The sequence below is a fragment of the Nocardiopsis nanhaiensis genome (assembly GCF_054778635.1).
Genome location: NZ_BAAGZJ010000097.1, coordinates 1 through 18,359 on the forward strand (window position 1 = coordinate 1; position 18,359 = coordinate 18,359).

Here is an 18,359-nt window from a genome sequence, read left to right on the forward strand (position 1 = left end):
CGCCAACCCGCCGTCGTAGCGGAGCGGGTCAAGGTGGAGCGCCGTTGATGCGCGAAGCGCTCGATGGCGACGACCTTGAGGCGCGCAGCGGAGACGGCCACAATCGGGCGGCGGGAAAGGAGGACACCCCAGCCCGAAAGGCAACCCCCACCAGAGCAGGCAACCCCGAACGCCTCACGACGAACGCCCCAAGACAACGGTGTTGCCCGAGGCCCCTCCTCCCCTCGGCCTTCCTCCCCTCGACCGCTCGAACAGCGACCGCTCGAACAGCGACCGCTCGAACAGCGACCGCTCGAACAGCGGCTGACTACCAGCCGTTCTCCACGGGACGGCCCTCGTTGTACCCGGCGGCGCTCTGCACGCCGACCACGGCGCGCTCGTGGAACTCCGCCAGCGATGTGGCGCCCGCGTAGGTCATCGAACTGCGCACCCCGGCGATGATCTGGTCGATCAGGTCCTCCACGCCGGGACGCTCCCGGTCCAGGTACATCCGGCCAGTGGAGATGCCCTCCTCGAACAGGGCCTTGCGGGCCCGCTCGAACGGGGAGTCCTCGGACGTGCGCAGGCGCACCGCGCGGGCCGAGGCCATCCCGAAGCTCTCCTTGTACTGACGGCCCTGCGCGTCGCGCAGGACGTCACCCGGCGACTCGTAGGTGCCCGCGAACCACGAGCCCACCATCACGTTGGACGCCCCGGCGGCCAGGGCGAGAGCGACGTCGCGCGGGTGGCGCACACCGCCGTCCGCCCACACGTGCTTGCCGAGCTCGCGGGCGGCGGCCGCGCACTCCAGCACGGCGGAGAACTGCGGACGGCCCACTGCGGTCATCATGCGGGTGGTGCACATAGCGCCCGGACCCACACCGACCTTGACGATGTCTGCCCCGGCCTCGATGAGGTCGCGGGTGCCCTGGGCGGTGACGATGTTGCCCGCGACGATCGGCACGTCCGGCGAGAGCGCGCGGACCTTCTCGATCGCCGAGATCATCTTTTCCTGGTGGCCGTGCGCGGTGTCGATCACCAGGGTGTCCACCCCGGCGTCCAGCAGCTCGGCGGCCTTGCCAGCCACGTCCCCGTTGATGCCCACGGCCGCGGCCACCCGCAGCCGGTTGCCGGAGTCCACGGCGGGCTTGTACAGGGTCGAGCGCAGCGCGCCGGTGCGGGTGAGCACACCCACCAGGGCGCCCTTGTCATCGACCACCGGGGCGAGCCGGTGCCGGAAGTCGTGCAGTATCCCGAAGGCCTCCTGCGGCTCGGTCCCCGCAGGGATGGTCAGCAGCTCGGCCGACATCACGTCGTGCAGCTGCGCGAATCGGTCCACACCGTGGCAGTCGGCCTCGGTGACCACACCGACCGGGCGGCGGGCGTCGTCGACGACGATCACCGCGTTGTGCGCCCGCTTGGGCAGGAGGTTGAGCGCCTCACCGACGGTGCTCGTCGGGTTGAGGGTGATCGCCGTGTCGTAGACCAGTTCGCGCTGCTTGGTCCAGGCGATGACGTCGGAGACGACTTCGAACGGAATGTCCTGCGGGATGACGGCGAGTCCGCCGCGGCGGGCGATGGTCTCCGCCATGCGGCGGCCCGCGACGGCGGTCATGTTGGCGACGACCAGCGGCAGCGTTGTGCCGGTGCCGTCCGGGGACGACAGGTCCACGCTGAGCCGGGACCCCACGGCGCTGCGGCCGGGGACCATGAAGACGTCGCTGTAGGTCAGGTCCTGATTGGGGACCTCGTCGTTGAGAAAACGCAATGCCTCTACCTCGGTCGCGACCGAAGGGGGTGGACCACTCCGCCGTGTCAGTGCTGGCGGCACCCTGTTGATCCCCCTCTTACCTGTCAATTATGCCGTCACCGATTAGGTTGGAGGTAACCGTGTCTGGCATGATGACTCGATTCCCGCTTCAACTCGGCCCTCACCCCTGCGCAAACGCGGTGACTGTACGTCCTGCGCCGCGGGCAATCTGAGAGGGCCTCCCAGGAGAACACCGCATGTCGCGTTTTACTTTCGCGCAAGTCAAGGAAGAGACCTACAAGGCTAAGGACGCCTGGTGGACGGTCTTCCTGGTCGACCCGTTGGCAGGTCGACTGGTGGTGTGGACGGCGAACCGGACCAATCTCACACCGAACCAGCTCACGCTGGGCGCGGGCGTGCTGGGTCTGCTCTCGGCCCTCTGCTTCGCGGCTCCGGTCTGGGCGGGCGACACCGGGTGGGCCTGGCTGCTGGCCGGTGCGCTGCTGTTCCACCTGAGCTTCGTGCTGGACTGCATGGACGGCAAGATCGCCCGGCTGAAGGGCAACGGCTCGGTCTTCGGCCAGTGGGTCGACTTCGTCTTCGACCGCATCCGCTTCTTCGGCTGCATGATGGCGCTGCTGGTCGGCCAGTGGCTGGTCACGGGGGAGGCCGCGTACCTGATCGTCGCCCCGGTGGTGATCTTCTTCGACCTGTTGCGCTACCTCAACGGATCCCAGGTCGCCAAGACCCGCAAGACGATGCGAGAGGCCCTCGCGGTGGCCTCGGGCGACACCGAGCGGATGCGCGCGGAGAGCGCGGGCGGGGGCGACCCCGAGGACGAGGACACCGCGGAGGCTCCGGCCGCCGCTGACGCCCCGCCGCCCAAGGGCCTCTACCCCCGGGTGCGGAACCACCTCCTCCGGCACCGGGTGCGCCCGCACCTGTTCAGCGGTATCGAGTTCGAGATGTTCCTGTGCGTGGTGGCGCCCGCGACCGTTCTCGTCGCCTTCTTCACCCCGCTGAACAGCCTGATCATCCCGGTGGCGGTCTTCTCCTGCCTGGCCCTGGCCTTCTTCGAGGTGGTCCTGGTGCTGCGGCTCTGGAAGGAGTCGCGCCGCTTCGAGGTTCGCCGTCGCGAGCTGGCCGCCGACACGCCGACGGCCGAGCCCGCCAGCGGTAGCTGACGAGGGGCCACAGACATGGCGAAGGGGCGGTCCGCGCGATGCGGACCGCCCCTTCGCCATGGGGATGTCCTACCCGGCGGGGGTCTTCTCCGCGGGCGGGCCGGTCTTGGCCTCGGCGCCGACCTCATCCGCCATCTTCTCCTTGACGAGGCCCTTGCCGTCTTGGCGCAGGAACCAGGTCGGCTGCGGTTCGACCGCCCACTGCATACAGGCACGCACCCAAGGCGAACAGAGCACCAGTGTCAGGGCCACGGCCAGAGCCATGGTGGCGGCCACGCCCACCGCGCCCCCCATCACGTCGTACCAAGGGGAGTTCTGGAGCAGCAGTAGGAACACCGAGTGGCCCAGGTAGACGAACAGGGTGTAGGCACCCAGGTGCGTATACCAGGTCTCGCGCTTCGGGATGAGCGCCAGGACGGCGAAGGTCATGACCAGGGCGATGCCCATGAAGGCCAGCCGGAGGACGATGCTGGGCAGCAGCGGGTCGATGTCCCGGTCGGTGAGGCTGTCGCGCCAGAACAGCCAGTCCCGGCTGAGGTGGTCGGAGATCGGCACCGCCAGGACGGCGGTGACGCCTAGCACCAGCACGGAGCACACCCGGACCCAGAGCCGGTCGAGGAAGGCGAAGTGCTCCCGGCGCAGGGTCAGGCCCAGCACGAAGAAGGGCAGGAAGCTGAGGACGCGGCCGAGCGAGAGGGTGATGCCCAGGTCCGCGGTGGCGGCGAACAGCGAGATGATCACGGCGATGGCCACGGGCCAGCGCAGGCGCTGCCACACGGGCACACTGAGACGCCACAGGAAAAGTGCCACCAGGAACCACAGGGTCCAGGTCGGCTTGAGCACCGACAGCGAGTCGGGGAGTCCACCGCGCTCGAGCGTGTAGATCCCTTGGTGGATCGTCCAGAAGATGAGGTAGGGCACGGCCAGCATCAGGACCAGCTTCTCCACCCGGTTCGACGAGGCGTCGAAGGACCGGGAGAGGTAGCCGCTGATCATGATGAACGCGGGCATGTGGAAGAAGTAAACCCAGTAGTAGAAGGTACTGGCGGGCCCGTAGTCCGTGAGTGGTTCGATCGCGTGGCCGATGACGACCAGGGCGATGAGGATGAATTTGGCGTTGTCCAGCCGGGCATCGCGGCCGGGGGCACTGGCCGCGGGGATCGGGGATGCCGTCGGGGCCTGGGCATTCGCGCCGTGCCCGTTCTCCGAGGGCTTGGCTGCCGGACTGGTCATGGGTGAGGCCACTAGGGACTCCGAGATCACTGATTTCTGGGGCAATGTGTGTTGGACCCGACACCCTCTGTTTGGGGTCGGTGCCATCCGGTCGATGGCCCGGGAGGCGGGGTGATGTGGACCGGCGCCGAGGGGGCGCGCCTGGGGTGCCGGGGTGAATCAGGCGAACGTAGCTCCGTTACCTTACTGAGACATGCTGCGGTGCGCCAGTGGTTCGCACAAATCGGTAAGAAGTTCCCGGGGTCCGACACCGGCGCTGCGGGCGCCACAAGCGGGCAGTGGGGGGCATCGTAGGCCCGTGCGCGAGGGGTGTGGGATGGCTTACCGTGTGCAGACCCTAACCCATGCGCCGCACCTGGGGTGCCACGGTCGGAACATGTCGGTGTGAACCCGCGGCGGTCCCGCCGATAGGCTGCCCTCAGGCGGCTGTCCCCCTTTCAGTGCCCGCCCAGTCGAGAACGAAGAAGGCGGTGGAAACCGTGCCGCACGCGGTGGACCCGAACCGTGCAGCCCAGCACGGGAGCGTGGTCATGCGACTCCTCGACGAGCTCTTCCCGCTCGTGGAGGGCGTCTACGTCGACCTGCACAAGAACCCGGAGCTCTCTCACTCCGAACAGCGCACCGCCAGTGTCGTCGCGGAATGGCTGAACCGAACCGGTTACGACGTCCACAAGGGCGTCGGCGGCACCGGTGTGGTCGGCATTCTCCGCAACGGCCCCGGCCCCACTGTCATGCTGCGCGCGGACATGGACGCCCTCCCCATGGAAGAGAAGACCGGTCTGCCCTACGCCAGCACGGCGCGCACGGTGGACAGCGAGGGCGTCGAGGTCCCCGTCATGCACGCCTGCGGGCACGACGCGCACACCGCGTGCCTGATCGGCGTCGCCGACCTCCTCTCGGAGACCCGGGACCAGTGGTCCGGGACGGTCATGATCGTCGCGCAGCCCGGCGAGGAGACCCTCGACGGTGCCCAGCGGATGATCGACGACGGTCTGTACGACCGCTTCGGCCGCCCCGACGTGATCCTCGGCCAGCACCTGGGCCCGCAGCCCGCCGGACTCATCTCCCACCGGGCCGGGATCATCCTCGGCGCGGCCAACGCCTACCGGGTGCGGATCTTCGGGGAGGGCGGACACGCCTCCCAACCGCACACCACCGTCGACCCGGTGCTCATCGCCGCGAACATCGTCACCCGGCTCCAGGGTGTGGTCGCCCGGGAGATCAGCCCCAGCGAGATGGCCGTGCTCACCGTCGGCCGGATCCACTCGGGCACCAAGGCCAACATCATCCCGGACGAGGCCTACCTGGAGATCAGCACCCGGGCGCTCAACGACAACGTCACCGAGCAGCTCGAACAGGCCATCGAGCGGATCGTGCGCGCGGAGGCGGCCGCTTCCGGCGCCGGGCGCGAGCCCGAGGTCGAGCGGTTCCAGGGCAGCGGCGCCACATACAACGACCCGGTCAGCACCTCGGAGGTGGCCGCCGCCCACCACGCGTACTTCGGTGACGACTACGTCATCCACTTGCCGGACCCGTCCCCGGCCACCGAGGACTTCGGCAACTTCGGGCTGCCCGGTGACGCGCAGCCCATCCCGTACGTGTTCTGGTTCGTGGGCGCCACCCCGCACGACGTGTGGGAATCGGCGCCCGGGGACACGCCCTACGAGAAGATGGGCAACGTCCCGAGCAACCACTCCCCGTACTTCTCGCCGTCCCGCGAACCCACGCTGCGGGCCGGTCTCGCCGCGCTCACCGTCGCCGCCATGTCCTACCTGGGCGGCGACAACAAGCAGCCCTCGGCGCCCAACTCGGCCCCGACGGGCATGGCCTTCCCCGGACCGGCGCCCACAGAGACCGCGGACCCGCGCGGCAACACCGACCCGAGCGCCAACCTGGGGGAGGTCCCCGCGCCGCAGGACGCGCCGCCCCCGGCCGAGGAGCCCTTGGCGGCCGACCCGCTGTCGGACCCGCTGTCGGACCCGCTGTCGGACCCGCTCGCCGACCCCCTCACGGGGCCGCGCCCGGCGGAGCCGAGCTTCTCGGAGGAAGCCAACGACGCCTACGACAGCGCGTTCCTCGCCGCCTCCTCCTGGCCGGAGCCGGGAGAGCCCGCCAAGTCCACGCACGACGCCGACATGGACTCGGTGATGGGCGAACAGGACCGGGAGATCCGCGACGAGTGGCGCAGCGACAAGGCCGAGGAGTCGACGCTGTCCGCCGACATGGCCGCGATCATGGACGAGGAGGAGGCGCCGCCACCGCCTTCGGGTCCGCCCGCCGGCCCCGCCTTCGGCGGACCGCCGCCAATGGGCAGCGCGCACGACGCACCGCCGCCCCAGGACCCGGACGACGACCAGCCCGGAGCCCAGTACCGTCTCTGATCACGCGCGGGGGCCATCCCGTGGCGATGGGGTGGTCCCCGCGTGCGCCGATCCCTGCGATGGGCGCGCTGCGGTTCACCGGTCCGCGCCCGCCGGGTGCTGCGATCCGCGGTCTCTCAGGCCCCGGCCTGGGCCTTGGCCAGGCGTTGGCCCACCTGTTGGGGCAGCCGCTCGTGGCGCAGGTAGTCGCGGGTGAACGTGCCGGTGCCGTGCGAAACGGACCGCAGCTCGACGGCGTAGCGCACGATCTCCAGCTCGGGTACCTCCGCGCGCACGACGACCCGGCCGCCCGCGGCCGCCTCGGTGCCCACCACACGGCCGCGCCGGGCCGACAGGTCGCTCAGGACCGCACCCAGGTATGCGTCGTCGACCTCCACGGTCACGGTGTGCACGGGCTCCAGGACAGCCAGGTCGCAGGAGGCGGCGGCGTCCCGCAGCGCCAGTCGGCCCGCCTTCTGGAAGGCCATGTCGGAGGAGTCCACCGAGTGCGCCTTGCCGTCGTAGAGCGTGACGCGCAGGTCCACGAGCGGGTGCCCGTCGCTGACCCCGTCGGCCATCTGGGCCCGGATCCCCTTCTCCACGGACGGCACGAACTGGCGCGGGACCACACCCCCGACGACCTGGTCGACGAACTCCAGCCCGGCACCCGACTCCAGCGGCTCCACCCGGATCCGGCACACCCCGAACTCACCGTGTCCGCCGCTCTGCTTGACGTTGCGGCCCATGCCCTGGCTGGGCACGGTGAAGGTCTCCCGCAGCGGAATCCGCACCTCTTCGGTCGTCACGCGCACCCCGTAGCGGTGCTCCAGCCGGTCCAGGGCCGCGTCCAGGTGGGCCTCTCCCAGGCTCCACAGGACCATCTGGTGGGTTTCCTGGTTGATCCGCACCCGCAACGACGGGTCCTCCGCCACCAGCCGGGCCACCGACTGCGACAGCTTGTCCTCGTCGGAGGCGGAGGCCGCGCGGATCGCCACCGGCATCATCGGGTCGGGGAACCGCCAAGGGGCCACCCGGAACGGGAGTTCGGGCGCGGACAGGGTGTCCCCGGTCCGGGCGGTGGGCAGCTTCGACACCAGGCACAGGTCACCGGCGACCACCTCGCCGACTGGACGGGCCTCCCGGCCCAGCGGTACCGACAGCGAACCCACGCGCTCGTCGGTGCCGGCCCGGTCGAGGTCGTCGGAGTTGCCCACACCGGTACGCACGCCGTGGCCGTGCAGGTGGACGCCGGTCTCGGGTGTCAGCGTCCCGGAGAAGACCCGCACCAGGCTGACCCGGCCGACGTAGGGATCGCTGGCGGTGCTGAGGACCTCGGCGGCGAGCGGGCCGTCCGGATCGCAGGACAGCCCCTCGACGGGACGCCCGTCGGGGCGGGCCACCGAGGGGAAGGGACGCCGGGTCGGGTCCGGACAGGAGAGCGGGAGTTCGCGGAGCAGTTCGCGCACGCCCACGCCGTGCGTCGGGCTCAACGCCAGTACCGGGTGGAAGCCCCCCGCGGCCACCGCCTTCTTGAGGTCGGCGATGAGCAGGTCGGGGTCGAGTTCGCCGCCCTCCATGTAGCGCTCCATGAGCGCCTCGTCCTCGCTCTCGGTGATGACCTCCTCGATGAGGGTCTCCCGCAACGGGCCCGCGGCCTTACGCAGCCAGTCGGGTGCCGGACACGGAGCGGGGGCGGACTCCAGCCCGCCCCCGTCGGAGTAGTCGTAGTAGCGCTCTGAGACCAGTCCCCAGAGCCCCACCAGCCTCCGTTGGTCGCCCGTGCCCTCCACCGCTGGGACGTAGGCGGCGTGCACCCCGGGCCCGAAGGCGTCCTGACACTGCGCGACGACCTCGTCGAAGTCGGCCCTGGGGTGGTCGATCTTGGTGACGGCCACCGCGCGGGGCATGCCGACGGCGGCGCACTCCTCCCACAGCATCCGGGTGCGGCCGTCCACTCCGTCCAGGGCGGAGATGACGAACAGGGCGGCGTCCGCGCCGCGTAGCCCGGCCCGCATCGCCCCGATGAAGTCGGCGTATCCGGGGGTGTCCAGCAGGTTGACCTTGACGCCGTCCACCATCACCGGGTTGACGGTCATGTGCACGGAGCGCTTCTGGCGGGTCTCGACCTCGTCGTGGTCGCTGACGGTCGTGCCCTCCTCCACGCGGCCGGGGCGCTTGATCTCCCCGGCGGCGAGGAGCAGTGCCTCGACCAAGCTCGTCTTGCCACCGCCGGTCGGTCCCACCAGCGCGATATTGCGGATGTTCTGGGGCCTGTCGGCCCTCGGTACGGCTTCGGCTCGATCAACCATCCCTACTACCCAGCCCTCCGGGGTGCGGGCGGTGGCCGTCCAGGACCACCACCAATGTGACCTGTGACACTCTCTACGGTCGCTGTTCGCGTGCCGGATCACAAGAGGTCAACGGGCCGATATCGCGGATGGGTGCCGGTTGGTCACTATGACCCGACTTGTTCTCTTAGGCTGTGCCCGTGCCATGGTCGGAAAGTCTCCCTCAATTCAGTCTCGCCGGGACCCTTCTGACGGTCCTCCTGCTGTTCTTCGCGGCGGTCGGCGAACCATTTCTCGGACGGCGCGCGTTCTCGTGGCTGTCCCGCCGAAGGGACGGCGACAGGCGTGCCCTCGGGCTGCTGTACGCCGTCACGATGGCGATCCACCTCCTGTGGGGCCTGCTGGTCCTGGTCGTCCTGCTGCTCTCGCCCGAGCTGAACCTGGTCGACTTGGGACTGCGCACTCCGGACGCGTGGGGGCCCATAGCGGGCGGCGCGATCGGCGGACTCATCGCCCTGGCGGCCTTCTGGGTCCTGGTCAACGGGATGCCCACCAAGGAACGCCTCCCGGTCCTGGGCAAGCTGCCCGGGCGCGGGTCCGGGCCCGGTGACGGCGGCAAGGGCAGACGGGGCCAAGGGCACCGCGGGCGCCGGGTCGCGGACAAGCCGATGACCCTGCCGGAGCCGGGCCGCCAGCAGTACCTCCTGCTGCCGCGTACGGGGAGGGAACGGGGACTGGCCGCGGGGATGGCGGTCACCGGGGGCGTGTTCGGCGAACTGCTCTACCGGGGCCTGTTCATCACCCTGATCGCCAGCATGGGTGTGCCGCTGTGGATCGCCGCCGTGCTCTCGATCGTGCTGTTCTCCGTCGCGCACGCCTACCAGGGCTGGTGGGGCCTGCTCAGCGCGGGCTTCTCCGGAACCCTGTTCACCGTCCTGTACCTGGGCACGGGAAGCCTGATCGTCCCGGTCCTCGTCCACGTGGCGCTCAACCTGCGCTCGGTGGTCTTCCCTCCTGCGGCGGACAGGGAGGCCGCGCTGGAGGAGAGGGGCTACCAGGACGATGACGACGACTACTACGGCGACGACTACTACGAGGACGACGACGAGTACGGCGGCCAGTACGACGACGGCCGCTACGGGGACACGGGGGAGTTCGAGCCGGTCGAGGCCTCCGGTCCGCAGGGACCGCCGCCCGGTCCGCCGCTCCCGGGTCCGCTGCCCGGTCCGGTTCCGCCGGGTGGGCCCGTGCCGCCCGGTGCTCCTCAAGGGCCGCCCACCGGCTACCAGGGCGCGCCGCCCGGGCATCCGCAGGGCCCGCCGCCTGGTCCGCCCGCCAACATGTACCCGGACGAGTGGATCGACCGGCAGCACGGCCCCGAAGGCGACACACCGGGCCCGGGTTACCCGTACCGGGACTGATCGTGCACGATAGGGCGGTGTCCGATGCTATTGATGAGCCCCTCGCCGAACCGCAGGAGAACCGCTTCTGGCTGACCACCTCGGACGGGGTGGGGATCGACGCCGTGCTGTTGCGCCGAGCCGCGCCCCGTACCACGGCGGTGGTCCTGGCCAACGGGTTCACCGGGACCCTCCGGAGCCCGCACACGCGTGCCATCGCCGAAGGGCTGTTGTCCGCCGGCGACGTGATGACCTTCGACTTCCGGGGCCACCACTGCTCCGGCGGTCGCAGCACCGTCGGCAACGCCGAGATCCACGACCTGGAGGCGGTGGTGAGCCGCCTGCGGGAGCTCGGCTATACCCGCATCGCCACCGTGGGCTTCTCGATGGGCGCCGCCGTCGCCATCCGGCACGCCGCCATCTACGGCGGCGTCCGCGCCGTGGTCTCCGTCAGCGGTCCCAGCCGCTGGTACTACCAGGGAACACGGTCGATGCGCCTGCTCCACCTGGGCATCGGCAAGACCCTGGGCCGGGCCTTCCTGCGCCGCTTCCGCAAGGTCCGGGTCACCGACAAGCGTTGGAACCCCACCCCGGACGAACCTCGCGAGCTCGCCGGGGAGGTAGCCCCCGCCCCGCTCCTGGTGGTGCACGGTGACGCCGACGGATACTTCCCGGTCGCGCACGCGGCGGCCATCCACGACGCCGCCAAGGAACCCAAGGACCTGTGGATCATCCCCGGCATGGGCCACGCTGAGCGGGCGGTCCGCCCCGACCTGGTGGCCCGCCTGCGCGAGTGGATCGCCGACCAACTTCCGGACGAGCGTCCCCGAAACGGGCTCTAGGCCAGTGGATCCCGCCTCGACAGGGTGGTGTGACTCGGCTAGAAAGGACGGATGATCCGACCCCGCCCCCACGTCGAGTTCACCGACGACGATCTGCCCGGAATCCGCGGGCGCGGGTTCGCGCTGCTCATCCTCGCCACCGCGGTCGGACTGTGCGGCTTCGCCGCCGTCCTGCCCCTCGTGCCCCTCTGGGCGAGCCGGGGCGGAGCGGGCGAGTTCGGGGCGGGGAGCACCACCGCCGCGTTCATGCTCACCACCGTCGTCACCCAGCTGGGCATGCCTTGGCTGCTGGACCGGGCGGGCGGCTACCGGTGGGCCTTTCCCGTCGGATCCCTGGTCATGGGCCTGCCCATGCCGCTGTTCGCGCTCACTACGGCCCTTGGGCCGCTCGTGGCGATCTCGGCGGTGCGCGGAGTGGGGTTCGGGATGGTGACGGTGGCCGGGACGGCGCTCGCCGCGCGCCTGGTCGCCAAGGAGCAGGTCGGCCGGGCCACGGGTTTCTACGGGCTCGCCGTGGGGCTGCCGCAGATCGTCATCCTGCCCGGCGGGGTGGCGCTGGCGCTCAACATCGGTTTCGACACCGCGTTCTGGCTCACGGGGATCTGCGGCGTGCTGGCCGCGGTGCTGTCCTCGGGCATCTGGTTCGCCGACGGTGGCCGCAACCGGTCGGCCCTGCGCGGTGCCGATCCGGTGGGCCGGGGGCCGACCGACGCACAGGAGGCGCTCCGCGGCGTCGGACTGATGATCGCCCTGGGCGGCCCCTTGATCATCATGCTGGTGGTGTCGTCGGCCGCCAGCGCGGTCGTCACCTTCCTCGCGATCCCGCTCGAACAGGCGGCGTGGCTGGTGAGCGCGCTGCTGGCCGCCTACGCGCTGACCCTGGTCGCCGGGCGCTGGACCGCGGGGGTGATGTACGACCGGTACCGGCGCACAGTCCTGTTGCTGCCCGGAGTGGTCGGGACGGTCACGGGCATGGGCTTGCTCACCGCGGGCCTGTGGATCAACGGAGGGGAGGCGCCCGGAATCGGCGTCGCCCTCTTGGTGCTCGGCGGAACCGCCCTGTTCGGGCTCGGGTTCGGTGCCGTGCAGAACGAGACCGTCACCGTGATGCTGGGCCGCGCCGGGCCGACCGGGTACGGCCGGGCCAGCGCGGTGTGGAACATCGGCTACGACGCGGGCACGGGGGCCGGCGCGATCGGCCTGGGCCTGGTCATCCAGCTGATGGGCTACGGCCCGGCCTTCGCGGTGGTCGCGGTGTCGCTGGCCGCCGTGCTCCCGCTCGCCCTGAACCGGAAGCGGTCCTGAGCCGGGCGTCGGGGCAGAGGGATTCGACCTACTATCAGTACGAGCTGACGTGCACGTGGTCGAAGTGGTTCTGGGTCAGGTCGCCGCGGTCGTTCATGAACGTCCACTGGCGCGACGTCGACTGCCAGATGTGCTGCTCCCAGATGATGTACTTGACGCCCAGCCGGTCGGCGTGCTCGATCGCGTAGTCGGAGATCTGCTGGCCGAGCTCCTGGTTCTCCGGAGTGGGCATACCGCCGTTGGCGCTCATCATGAAGTCGCAGGCGTGGCCGGTGCCGTGGTCGTCCTCGCTCGGGCGCCAGCAGCCCACCGGGTAGGGCGCGCCGAACTCCATGATGATCTCGTCGCGGATGGCCGCCATGCGGGGCACGGTCTGGTCCCAGCCGCCGCCTTCCGCGTCCGAGGGGATCGTGCCGTCACCGGGGGTTTCGGGGATCTGCTCCTCCTCGTACTCCTCGATGCGGGCCTCGACCTCCTCCCGCTGGTCCTCGAGGTCGTCGATCAGCTCGGAGGCTTCGTCCATCTCCTCCTGGAGTTCCTCGGTGATCTCCTCCTGCTCGTCGCGCAGGTCGACCAGGTCGGAGATCTGCTCGGCCTGGCTCTCGCTGAGGTAGTCGACGGTCGCGGCGTCGCTGAACATGTCCTCGGGCTCGCTGGAGAAGACGACCTGCAGGCTCGGGTCGAAGCCGTCGTTCTTGTACCGGGCCGCCGCGATGGCGGATACCCCGACCCGCTGCTCCTCGAGGTCCTCGTTGAGCTCCTCGAGGTCCTCCTGGGCCGTGTCGACGCGGTCCTTGATCTCGGTGAACTGCAGGAGCTCGCCGTCGTAGGACTCCTCCAGCTCTTCGGCGCGCTCGGTCAGTTCGTCGATGTCCACGTCGTCCGGGTCGGCGTAGGCCGCTCCGGGCAGGCCCACGAGGACCGCTGCGGTGACGGCGGCCAGGGGCAGAGCCGTGCGGCCGCGACGAGGGGCGTTACGAGGAGTGGAAGTCATGTCTGCTCCGAGGGGATGGTCTGAGAGCATCCGCCACGCCGGGAGTGACGGCGTTTCCATTCAGGGAGGGGTGATGCTCAGCAGACCATACGAGATCTTGGCGTTACGTGCACAGTGAGTTGACTCGCGTTGCATTGGGGGAAGAGGGCGGGGTCTGTCCAGAAGATACCCGTACCGGCCGACCGGACTGGTCGCTGCGGGGACGGGTGCCGGTCACGGGTGGCGGGGTGGCCTAAGGCCAGGGAGCAGGGGGAAGTCCCGGGTAAAGACCGGGTCAGCCGTTGCCGCCGAAGGCGCTGGGAAGGCGCACGGAGGTCGTGGGGGCGGCCCTCTCGGCGGGGAGGAACCAGTCCGAGCGGCGGATGTCACGCAGCGCCCGCTTACGGTCCTCGGGCCCCAGCCGGTCGATGTAGAGCATGCCCTCGAGGTGGTCGGTCTCGTGCTGTAGGCACTGTGCCATCAGGCCGGTCCCCTCGACGGTGACCGGCTCGTTGCGCGTGTCCACGCCCTTGACCACGGCCCGCTGGGCGCGCTTCGTGTGGTACCAGAGGCGGGGGATCGACAGGCAGCCCTCCTCGCAGTCCTGGAGCTCGTCGGACAGCTCCACGATCTCGGGGTTGATCACGTACCCGTGGCGGCCCTCGACGAGGTAGCTGAACGCACGCGCGCCCACGCCGATCTGCGTGGCGGCCACACCCGCTCGCCCAGGGGCGTCGACCGTGTCCATGAGGTCGCGGACCAGCTTCTCGGTGCGCTGGTCGAAGGTGGTCACGGGGGTGGTCTTGGACACGAGTACGGGGTCGCCGAAACGGACGATGGGGCGCATGGTCATGTACCCCACATTAGAGCGTGCCGGAAACCGGCCGTGCCGGGCGGCGGTGTGCTCAGGTGGCCAGGCCGGGGCGCAGGGACTCGTCCAGGACCATCTCGATGTAGTCCAGGGCGGCCCGGCGGCGGGCCAGGGCGCTCTCGTACAGGGAGGGTGCCTGGACACCCCGGCGGACGCGCAGGCACTCGTTGACGATGCGCTGCCAGCTCTCGGGGAACGCGTGCAGGGCGTAGGCTCCCGCGCCGGACTTGGAGGTGATCTCGCCAGTTCTGAGAGTGAAGTGCAGACGGCTGACGCTCAGCACGCTCCAGGAGGGGGCGAGGGAACCGAGGGCGGCGAGGCCGCGCGGGGTGACGAGGCGGCCGGCCTTCTCCCGCCAGCGGCGCCACTGTTCGTCCAACGATCCGAGCGACCAGCTGCGAAGACTCTCCGGCTCGTCCCACACGTCCAGCTCCACGGGGAGCGGCCCGCGCATGGTGACGCCCTGATCGGCCAGGATGTGCCAGGTCACGGGGTTGACGTCGGCTGAGGCGCGGTTGCGGAACCGGCCGTTGATGACGGAGGGGACCGGCCCGCACTCGGCGGGGTCCCGGTTGAGTTCGTCCCAAGTGACGTGGATGCCGTTGAACTGGGGGCTGGGGACTTCCTGCCGGGTGCGGGCGTGGATCCGGCGGAGGGCGTCGAGGTCGGCACGCTCTGTCCGGCGGCCGGTCACGATGACGAAGTCGACGTCGCTGGTGTGCGGGCGGAAGTCGCCCAGAGCGACCGAACCGGTCAGGTAGAGGCCCTGGACCAGCCCGGGCGCCTCTCGGTCGGCGTTGGCGAGGAAAGCCTGGGTCAGCGTCTGCACCCGAGGGTGGACGGCCATGCTCAACTCCAGTCTGGGGCGGGTCGGTGGTGGTACGCGGTGGGTTCCGGAGGCGGCGCTGCCGCGCTGGGGAGGCCTTCCGGGTCGCGTTGCGGGGGGTGCTCCCGGGGTGCTGGTGAGCCCCCGTGGTCCCCGTCGGTATCCAAGTGTGGTCGTGTCAAGGGGGTGATGGCAAGTGATCGTGCCGGACTTGCATCCTGTCTCCCCACGTCAAGTGGTGTGTGGCTATGCGGGCGTGGGGGAGCGTACACCCTTGACAGGAGTGCGCTCGGCGTGGCAAAGGGGGCATTCGGCGCGGTGACCCGGTTGGGCTCGGCGGCGAAGCGCGTCCGGGCGGCCGCGCGTTCTCCCGGACGATCCCCCGCATACCTGAAGCATGCTCGTCCGCACGTGCATTTGGTGCGTGCATTTGCATTTCCTGACCCGTTCCGGGGATTTGTCTGGAGAAGTCCCAGGAATGTCACGGGTTTGCCCGGGCGGGATTCCGGGAGGTCGGGGAAGTGGCGTCCGGCACGTTCTACCCATGGGTAGATCCTTCTTCCCTGGTCGGCGTGGTCCCGTCGCTGCTTTGGGGCGCAGATCACCTTGGCCGGCGGTGGACACGCCGAGGGTTTTCATGGATTGTTATGGTTCACCAAGACTTTCCCTGGAGATAACCAACTCAGCCATTATCCACTGTTTTCCGCCGTGTAACACGAGGGAACTCCCCTGAAACTCAGCCACTTTACGCTCGGGGGCCCCGGCAGTTCTCTCAGCGATTCCAAGGAGCCGTGCATGGTCCCCACAATGGTCCTCGTAGCCGACGATTCCCGTGACGCCCACCGACGTGAGGCCCTGTGCGGACTGGCGGAGGCGGTGGCTGAGCGCGGGGAGGCCCCCGTGACGGCGGCCTTCGGTAGCCCCGACGAGGTCAGCGCGACGATCCACGCCGTCCGCGGCCCCAAGGTGGTGGTGCCCGCCTTCGTCGCCGGAGGCGACGTGGCCAGCGCCCACCTGTTCTCCCGGCTCGACCTGGGCGGGCTGGCGGACTCCTGCCACACCTCGCCCCTGGGCGCGGTTCCGTCCATCGTCGCCGACCTCGCCGGTCGCCTCTCCGACTCCGGTTGGAGACCCGAGGACGGGGTGGTCCTGGCTGCTGACGGCACCACCGGCGGCGAGGAGCGCCAGGTCGTCATGGACGTGGCGCGGATGCTCAGCCGTCGGCTCGACTCGCCGGTGCAGGTCGGTTACCTGCGCACGTGGGCGCCTTCGGTTTTCGACGCGGTCGACCGGCTGCGCCGCCAGGAGCGCGACCGGGTGGCGGTGGCCGCGTGGCGGCTGGTCGACGGCCCCGACTTCGACCTGCTCCGAGGGCTGGACGTCACCGCCATCACGGCCCCGCTGTGGCCCTCCGACCTGGTGGTGGACACGCTTCTCGCCCAGCACCGGGCGGCCAAGGGGCGTCTCACCTGACGCACGCGCGCCAGAGCCCTCAGTGACATCGGAGCCCGGAAACACCGCGACGCCGTTACCGGAAGCGCGAGAATGGGTATGTGCCCCACGGGCGGGAACTCCCCGCACCCGCAGCGCGGTATCCGCCGCCGCGCCGCCACCCACACGGTGCGGCGATGGTCCGGACGCGGTCCCCCACAAGGTTCGTGCACGTCAGCCCGGTGCGGAGCTCCCTCCCTCCGCGGTCGCGAGCGAACCTAAGGTGGATGTATGAACGACGTCACAGCGCAGTACGTCGACGACCGGCAGCGCCGTCGGCTGGAGCGGCGCTTCGGGACCCAGGTCACCGAATGGCTGGCGGAACTGCCCGGGGTCGTCGAGAAACTGGCCGCCGAGTGGCAGCTGACCATCGAAGGGCCCGCCCCGCACGGGCGCACGTCCGTCGTCCTGTACGTCCGCCTGGCCGACGGCGCCGAAGGTGTCCTCAAGTTCTCCCCGGACGCCGGGCTGGCCGTCTCGGAGGCCGGGCTCCTGCGGATGTGGGGTTCCTCCTCGCGGGTCCCCGACGTCTGGGACGTCGATGCCGAGCGCGGCGCGATCCTGATGGAACGGGTCGAGGGCGACACCGTCGCGGTCCGGGGCGTGGTCCCGCCCATGGAGACCATCGGCGGCCTCATCGCGCAACTGCACGCGGTCGAAGTGAGCCCCGCGGCGCGTAGGGAACTGCGTCCGCTCACCGCGCGCGTCCAATTCCTGTTCGACATGTGGAGCCGGGAGCGCGACGAGGGCCCGGCCGCCGACACCGTCCCGCCCGCGCTGATGCACCGCGGCGCCGCCAAGGCCCGCGACCTCGCCAACGGGACCGTCGACATCGTTCCGTTGCACGGGAACCTGCACCCCGGCAACGTCATGGACGGCGGCGCCCGCGGACTGGTGGCCCTCGACCCGCGCGCCTGCGTGGGTGACAGTGCCGCGGACGCCGTCGACTGGGCCCTGTGGAAGGCCGAGGACTTCGCCGAAGTGGAGCGCCGCGTGGGTGTGCTCTCCAACGTCATGGGTGTGGACGGCGACCGGATGATGGAATGGGTGCGCGCCTTCGGCCCCTGCTTCGCGGTGGCCAAGGCCAACCGCGGCCAGACCCGGTCGGTGGAGTTCGACCTGCTCATGAGTTTGTGTGAGGTCGCCTCCTAAGGAGTCCGCCCCGGCTCGGTTCTGGCCCGGTCTAGCGCTCGAAGCGGTATCCGCGTCCGGCCTCGGTGATGAGGTGCCGGGGCCGGGCCGGGTCCGTTTCGAGCTTGCGGCGCAGCTGGGCGAGGTACACGCGCAGGTAGTTGGTCTCGTTCTGGTAGCTGGGGCCCCACACGTCGTGCAGCAGCTGGCGCTGGCTTACCAGGCGTCCGGCGTTGCGGGCCAGGAGTTCCAGGATGTGCCACTCGGTGGGAGTGAGGCGCACCTCCTCGCCTTCGCGCAGGACACGCTTGGCGCCCAGGTCAACCTCGAAGGAGCCGGTCCGCACCACCGGGGCCTCCTCCACCGGGACGGCACGGCGCTCGGCCGCGCGCATCCGGGCCAGCAGCTCGTCCATCCCGAAGGGCTTGGTGACGTAGTCGTCCGCGCCCGAGTCCAGGCAGCGGACCTTCTCGCCCGCGGAGTGCCGGGCGGACAGCACGATGATCGGCATCTGGGACCAGCCGCGCAGGCGCTGGATGACCTCCACACCCTCCATGTCCGGAAGCCCCAGGTCCAGCAGGACCACGTGGGGACAGTGCTCCGAGGCCAGCTTGAGCGCGGTCGCGCCGTCCGCCGCGGTGTCCACGTCGTAACCGCGCGCCCGCAGATTGATCCGCATGGCGCGGATGATCTGCACGTCGTCGTCGACGACCAGGATCCGCATCA

The 18,359-nt window shown here is 70.3% G+C and carries 14 protein-coding genes; 7 read left to right on the forward strand and 7 right to left on the reverse strand.

Going from position 1 to position 18,359, the window contains the following annotated elements; genetic code table 11:
• Positions 1–307: 307 nt before the first annotated feature.
• On the reverse strand, positions 308–1,747 hold the full coding sequence (locus ACYVD1_RS30210; RefSeq protein WP_460777912.1) for a GuaB1 family IMP dehydrogenase-related protein: 1,440 nt from the start codon (positions 1,745–1,747) through the stop codon (positions 308–310).
• 239 nt (positions 1,748–1,986) lie between these two features.
• On the opposite strand from ACYVD1_RS30210, the gene ACYVD1_RS30215 reads away from it, so the two are divergent.
• The gene (locus tag ACYVD1_RS30215) at positions 1,987–2,913 is read left to right on the forward strand and encodes a CDP-alcohol phosphatidyltransferase family protein (RefSeq protein ID WP_460777913.1); all 927 of its coding nucleotides are present in this window, start codon (positions 1,987–1,989) and stop codon (positions 2,911–2,913) included.
• 69 nt (positions 2,914–2,982) lie between these two features.
• On the opposite strand, the gene ACYVD1_RS30220 is transcribed toward ACYVD1_RS30215, so the two are convergent.
• Complete coding sequence (locus ACYVD1_RS30220) at positions 2,983–4,146, reverse strand: acyltransferase family protein (protein WP_460777914.1); 1,164 nt, start codon at positions 4,144–4,146, stop codon at positions 2,983–2,985.
• 470 nt (positions 4,147–4,616) lie between these two features.
• Here ACYVD1_RS30220 and ACYVD1_RS30225 point away from each other — a divergent pair, with 470 nt between their 5' ends.
• Complete coding sequence (locus ACYVD1_RS30225; RefSeq protein WP_460777915.1) at positions 4,617–6,527, forward strand: amidohydrolase; 1,911 nt, start codon at positions 4,617–4,619, stop codon at positions 6,525–6,527.
• 116 nt (positions 6,528–6,643) lie between these two features.
• Here ACYVD1_RS30225 and ACYVD1_RS30230 read toward each other — a convergent pair whose 3' ends face one another.
• Complete coding sequence (locus tag ACYVD1_RS30230) at positions 6,644–8,815, reverse strand: elongation factor G-like protein EF-G2 (RefSeq protein ID WP_460777916.1); 2,172 nt, start codon at positions 8,813–8,815, stop codon at positions 6,644–6,646.
• 179 nt (positions 8,816–8,994) lie between these two features.
• Here ACYVD1_RS30230 and ACYVD1_RS30235 point away from each other — a divergent pair, with 179 nt between their 5' ends.
• Genes ACYVD1_RS30235 through ACYVD1_RS30245 form a run of 3 tightly spaced genes read left to right on the forward strand, consistent with a single transcriptional unit; the run spans position 8,995 to position 12,341 of the window.
• Positions 8,995–10,215: a CPBP family intramembrane glutamic endopeptidase gene (locus tag ACYVD1_RS30235; protein WP_460777917.1), complete on the forward strand. Its 1,221-nt coding sequence runs from the start codon at positions 8,995–8,997 to the stop codon at positions 10,213–10,215.
• Positions 10,216–10,232: 17 nt separating this feature from the next.
• The gene (locus ACYVD1_RS30240) at positions 10,233–11,036 is read left to right on the forward strand and encodes an alpha/beta hydrolase (RefSeq protein ID WP_460777918.1); all 804 of its coding nucleotides are present in this window, start codon (positions 10,233–10,235) and stop codon (positions 11,034–11,036) included.
• A 51-nt stretch (positions 11,037–11,087) separates the two neighbouring features.
• Positions 11,088–12,341: an MFS transporter gene (locus ACYVD1_RS30245; protein ID WP_460777919.1), complete on the forward strand. Its 1,254-nt coding sequence runs from the start codon at positions 11,088–11,090 to the stop codon at positions 12,339–12,341.
• Between the two features lie 34 nt (positions 12,342–12,375).
• Here the strand turns inward: ACYVD1_RS30245 and ACYVD1_RS30250 are convergent, their stop codons facing one another.
• From ACYVD1_RS30250 to ACYVD1_RS30260, 3 genes are all read right to left on the reverse strand, one after another.
• A complete protein-coding gene (locus ACYVD1_RS30250; RefSeq protein WP_460777920.1) occupies positions 12,376–13,335 on the reverse strand; it encodes a coiled-coil domain-containing protein in 960 nt (319 codons plus the stop codon).
• Positions 13,336–13,609: 274 nt separating this feature from the next.
• The gene (def, locus tag ACYVD1_RS30255; protein WP_460777921.1) at positions 13,610–14,167 is read right to left on the reverse strand and encodes a peptide deformylase; all 558 of its coding nucleotides are present in this window, start codon (positions 14,165–14,167) and stop codon (positions 13,610–13,612) included.
• 52 nt (positions 14,168–14,219) lie between these two features.
• Positions 14,220–15,032, reverse strand: coding sequence for a nucleotidyltransferase domain-containing protein (locus ACYVD1_RS30260; protein ID WP_460777922.1), 813 nt, complete (start codon positions 15,030–15,032; stop codon positions 14,220–14,222).
• A gap of 774 nt (positions 15,033–15,806) precedes the next feature.
• Here ACYVD1_RS30260 and ACYVD1_RS30265 point away from each other — a divergent pair.
• Both ACYVD1_RS30265 and ACYVD1_RS30270 read left to right on the forward strand, forming a co-directional pair.
• Positions 15,807–16,484 carry a sirohydrochlorin chelatase gene (locus ACYVD1_RS30265; protein ID WP_460777923.1) on the forward strand — a complete coding sequence of 226 codons (678 nt, stop codon included), beginning with the start codon at positions 15,807–15,809 and terminating at the stop codon, positions 16,482–16,484.
• A 249-nt stretch (positions 16,485–16,733) separates the two neighbouring features.
• Positions 16,734–17,654 (forward strand): aminoglycoside phosphotransferase family protein, encoded by a 921-nt coding sequence (locus ACYVD1_RS30270; RefSeq protein WP_460777924.1) that lies wholly within the window; start codon positions 16,734–16,736, stop codon positions 17,652–17,654.
• A 31-nt stretch (positions 17,655–17,685) separates the two neighbouring features.
• Here the strand turns inward: ACYVD1_RS30270 and ACYVD1_RS30275 are convergent, their stop codons facing one another.
• Positions 17,686–18,357 (reverse strand): response regulator, encoded by a 672-nt coding sequence (locus tag ACYVD1_RS30275; RefSeq protein WP_460777925.1) that lies wholly within the window; start codon positions 18,355–18,357, stop codon positions 17,686–17,688.
• Positions 18,358–18,359 lie beyond the last annotated feature (2 nt).